Genomic DNA, 4,496 nt, shown 5'->3' with positions numbered 1-4,496 from the left:
AGGATGTGTGCGGAACGCACGCATGCGGTTCTCATGGTTTGAGCCAAGAGGCCGTCTGAAAACAGAAAAACCGTTTCAGACGGCCTTTATTTAATGTGCCGATCTTGCGTGGGCTATAAAGCGCAGTTGTCCAAAAAGGTATATTAATAGGCAAATACAAAAAGGAGGCAAAGTCAATTTTACTACCTTCAAACATTTTCAATTTGGAGTATTGCCATGATAATTAATTATCAAGAAGCAAAGAAAATCGCAGTATCTTTTTTCAGTCAAATAGAGCAAGAAATGGGAATTTCATTGTCAATAGTTGAATCCCATGTACGAGAAAATGATGATAGGTGGTTTTTCCCATATGGGGGAAATAAGGAAGAGGGGTATTTTGCAAAGGTCTCTATCAGCCTTAACAATCACTATTAAAATGCGCGCCAATATTTTGCCTTCTAGCGTATGCGGCTTGGGCGACGGCGAGGCTGCATTCGAGTAGGTTGCGGTTTTCGTATTCGGACGCGGTGTATGGCTCGGCTTGGTTTTGCTTCCAAAGCCGAAGTTGGGCGATAGCATGGCGCAGGTCGGTATCGTTGCGTATGATGCCCAGATGGCGTTGGTTGAAAGCTTGCAGGGTGGGGCGGCTGAATGCGTTTTGGAGGCCTTCTGAAAAGATGTCTGTTTCGGCAGAGAGGCTTTCAGACGGCTTTTGGAATGGTTCGGTTTGGAACGCTTGTCCGTCCGCGATGGTTTGGGCGGCAAGCCTGGCTGTCACGACGCATTCGAGCAGGGAGTTGCTGGCGAGGCGGTTGGCGCCGTGCAGCCCTGTGCAGGCGGTTTCGCCTAAGGCGTAGAGCTGCGGCAGGGAGGTTCTGCCGCTGGGGTCGGTTTGGATGCCGCCGCAGGTGTAGTGTTGCACTGGGCGGACGGGGATGGCTTGGTGCGTGATGTCCAAGCCGCATTGGGACAGGCAGTGCCGATGGATGGACGGGAAATGCTGACGGACGAACTCTGCGGGTTGATGGCTGATGTCGAGTGAGACGAAGTCTTGCGTTTGCTTGGCGATTTCGGCGGCGATGGAGCGGGCAACGATGTCGCGCGGTGCGAGTTCGGCGCGGCGGTCGTAATGCGGCATAAACCGTTCGCCCGATTGGTTGGTCAGGATGCCGCCTTCGCCGCGCACGGCTTCGGAAATCAGGAAGGTGCGGCCGTTTTCAGACGGCCTTGCCAAGCCTGTGGGGTGGAATTGGATAAATTCGAGGTTTTCGACTGCGCAGCCTGCGCGTATCGCCATGGCGATGGCGTCGCCCGTGCATTCGGGCGGCGTGGTGGTGGCGGCGTAAATCTGCCCGAGGCCGCCGCCTGCGAGTACGGTATGGCTGGCACGGATGCGGTAGGTTTCTTGCGTTCGGCAGTCGAGGACGTTCAGTCCGCACGCTGAGCCCGATTCGGTTTGAACATCCAACGCCATCTGCCGCTCGCAAACGCGGATGTTCGGGCGGTGGCGTATTTGGGCAATCAGGCTCTGCATGACTGCTTCGCCCGTGTAGTCGGCGATGTGGGCGATTCGGCGGCAGGTATGCCCGCCTTCGCGCGTCAGGTGCAGACCGTCAGGATTCCGGTCGAACGCCACGCCCTGCGCCAGCAGCCATTCGATTGCCGGTTTGCCCTGCGACAGGATGGCGCGGACGGCGGCTTCGTCGCACAAACCCGCGCCCGCTTCTAAGGTATCGGCAACGTGCTTTTCGATGTCGTCCTCTCCCGACCACGCCGCCGCAATCCCACCTTGCGCATGACGACTGGCGGTGTCGTCCAGCCGGTTTTTGCACAAAATGACGATGCGGAACGATTCAGGCAGCGACAGGGTGAGCGTCAGTGCCGCCAGCCCGTTTCCGGCAATCAATACGTCGCAATCGGTTTGCATGGTGTTGTCCTTGTTTGAGAGGTCGTCTGAAACGACGATATTGACGGCAAATCAGGCGGGGCCCATGCCGTTGAACACATCTTTTTTCTTCAGCTCTGCCGCGAAGTCGAGCATACGCTGCAAAGGCAGTTTGGCGGCTTTGCCCAGCTTTCTGTCCAACAGGATTTCGTTGTGTCCGCTTGTCAGGGCGTATTTGATGCCGCCCAGCGAATTCATCGCCATCCACGGGCAGAACGCGCAGCTTTTGCAGCTTCCTCCGTTGCCCGCCGTCGGGGCGGCGATAAATTCTTTGTCGGGCGCCTGTTTTTGCATTTCGTGCAGGATGCCCAAGTCGGTCGCCACGATGAATTTTTTTTCGGGACGAGATACGGCGGCTTTGAGCAGTTTGCTGGTCGAGCCGACCACATCGCCCAGTTCGATGACGCTTTGCGGCGATTCGGGATGAACCAGCACCACGGCGTCGGGATGTTCCGCTTTCAACGCCGCCAGCTCCTGCCCTTTGAATTCGTTATGGACGATGCATGAACCCTGCCACAACAGCATATCCGCGCCCGTTTCGCGGCGGATGTAGTCGCCGAGGTGGCGGTCGGGCCCCCAAATCAGCTTCTCGCCACGTGATTTCAAATACGACACGATTTCCAACGCCACCGAAGACGTTACCACCCAGTCGGCACGCGCTTTTACGGCAGCGGAAGTGTTGGCGTACACTACGACCGTACGGTCGGGGTGTTGGTCGCAAAACGCTGAAAACGCCTCTTCCGGGCAACCCAAATCCAAAGAACATTCTGCTTCCAAATCAGGCATCAGCACCGTTTTTTCAGGGCAGAGGATTTTCGCACTCTCGCCCATGAAGCGTACGCCCGCCACCACCAGCGTATCGGCTTCATGTTCCGCACCAAAACGCGCCATCTCCAACGAATCGCCCACGCATCCGCCTGTTTCCAAAGCCAAATCCTGAATCAGCGGATCGACGTAATAATGCGCCACCAAGACCGCATTTTTCTCCTTCAACAAAGCCTTGATTTCGTCTTTCAGACGGCCTGCTGTTTCTCGGTCGGGCGTGTCGGCAACCTTCGCCCATGCCTGACGGATTTGGCAGGCGGAAGTCGGCGTTTGGATGAGTGGCATATCGTAATCGAACGAGCGGCGGGCGGCGGTTTGCATGATGTTTCCTTGTAGCTGGTTTTCAGACGGCATGAAGGTTTGCCGTTTATATTTTGAAATAGTTTTATATTATGCTCAAATTGAGTATAATATGCAAGGTCGTCTGAAAACCGCTTTGGTTTACAATAAGGTTTTCTCTTGAATGAAAGCCACGCATGGATGCCTATCCTGAAACAGCGGCCAATACGCAAAGTATCGTCGAACTGGTTCCTGTACTGATCGCCATTACAAACGGCAGCTTGAGGGTTTTGACCGTTGCCCAAGGAGCGCTGCTGCCCAACGGCCTGCTTGCTCCGCTTCGCCACTCCTTGCAGGCAGGGGTCAGGATGTGGGTCGCCAAGCAGACATCTCAGCCTATGGGTTATGTAGAACAGCTTTACACCTTTGTCGATACGCGCCGTCAAAACGAGCAAGGCCTGCCTGTCTTGTACGTCAGCTATCTGGGGCTGGTGCGCGAGGCCGCCGACAGCATCCTGCACCCGGATGCTAAATGGCAGGACTGCTACTGCTATTTTCCGTGGGAAGATTTGCGCACCGACGGCGGGCTACGCGATACCATCGTCAGCCGCCTGCGCATTTGGGCAAACTCGGCGGATACGGAGGAAGTGCGACAGAAGCGGCTCAAGCGCATTCATTTGTGCTGGGGGGTAGAACCTGAAAATTGGTCGGAAGAATACGTTTTGCAACGCTATGAAATGCTGTATGAAAGCGGCCTGATAGTGGAAGCCGCCGAGCCGCAGGCAAACTTCGACTTCGCACTCACGGGGCAGCCCATGCGCCACGACCACCGCCGCGTACTGGCGACCGCCCTGTCCCGCCTGCGCGCCAAAATCAAATACCGCCCCGTGATTTTTGAACTGATGCCGCCCGAATTTACATTGCTGCAACTGCAAAACAGCGTCGAAGCCATCAGCGGCAGATTGCTGCACAAGCAAAACTTCCGCCGCCAGATTCAGCAGCAGAACCTTATCGAGCCGTCAGATACCAGCGTATCAGGTAGTAAAGGCCGTCCTGCACAGCTTTACCGCTTCCGAGATGACGTTCTGCCCGAACAGCTGATTTCTGATATCGGACTGCCGCTGGGCAGCCGTTAGCCCGTTTTCAGACGACCTATAGTGGATTAACAAAAATCAGGACAAGGCGACGAAGCCGCAGACAGTACAGATAGTACGGAACCGATTCACTTGGTGCTTGAACACCTTACCAGGAACTATGGAAGTTTTAAAAAAGATTGGCACCACAGGCAACTCAGCCACAGGCAAACTTTTTCCAGATTTACCTCGCACAAATAAGGGATGGACTGAAAAAACACAAGTGCAATTCAAGCTTGAAGGCCAAGGAAAACCACATGTGAATAAAGGAAAAGGGGTAGTCAATACAGGGCTGGGGAAATCTGGCGGTAAAGAAACTTTTGAGAAACAGATTA

General features: G+C 54.8%; 4 protein-coding genes. 2 read left to right on the top strand and 2 right to left on the bottom strand.

Annotated features, from left to right (window positions below; all coding sequences use genetic code 11):
* Positions 1-397: 397 nt before the first annotated feature.
* The gene (gene nadB / locus HMPREF2865_RS02495; protein ID WP_070645404.1) at positions 398-1,906 is read right to left on the bottom strand and encodes an L-aspartate oxidase; all 1,509 of its coding nucleotides are present in this window, start codon (positions 1,904-1,906) and stop codon (positions 398-400) included.
* Positions 1,907-1,957: 51 nt separating this feature from the next.
* Positions 1,958-3,070, bottom strand: a complete 1,113-nt coding sequence (nadA, locus tag HMPREF2865_RS02490; protein ID WP_070645410.1) for a quinolinate synthase NadA — start codon at positions 3,068-3,070, stop codon at positions 1,958-1,960.
* Positions 3,071-3,225: 155 nt separating this feature from the next.
* Between nadA and HMPREF2865_RS02485 the strand changes: the two genes are divergently transcribed.
* Entirely contained in the window at positions 3,226-4,164 is a 939-nt protein-coding gene (locus tag HMPREF2865_RS02485; protein ID WP_070461576.1) for an NUDIX hydrolase, read from the top strand.
* A gap of 118 nt (positions 4,165-4,282) precedes the next feature.
* The coding region (locus tag HMPREF2865_RS02480) for a hypothetical protein (protein ID WP_070645402.1) at positions 4,283-4,496 on the top strand (214 nt) is incomplete at its 3' end.

It is taken from the genome of Neisseria sp. HMSC073G10, from assembly GCF_001812605.1.
Classification (GTDB): Bacteria; Pseudomonadota; Gammaproteobacteria; order Burkholderiales; family Neisseriaceae; genus Neisseria; species Neisseria subflava_A.
This window is presented reverse-complemented; position numbering and strand designations above follow the sequence as displayed.

Excerpts from the sequence above, each read along its gene's own strand:
- nadA (WP_070645410.1), bottom strand. The coding sequence starts at position 3,070 with ATGCAAACCGCCGCCCGCCGCTCGTTCGATTACGATATGCCACTCATC.
- nadB (WP_070645404.1), bottom strand. The coding sequence starts at position 1,906 with ATGCAAACCGATTGCGACGTATTGATTGCCGGAAACGGGCTGGCGGCA.
- HMPREF2865_RS02485 (WP_070461576.1), top strand. The coding sequence starts at position 3,226 with ATGGATGCCTATCCTGAAACAGCGGCCAATACGCAAAGTATCGTCGAA.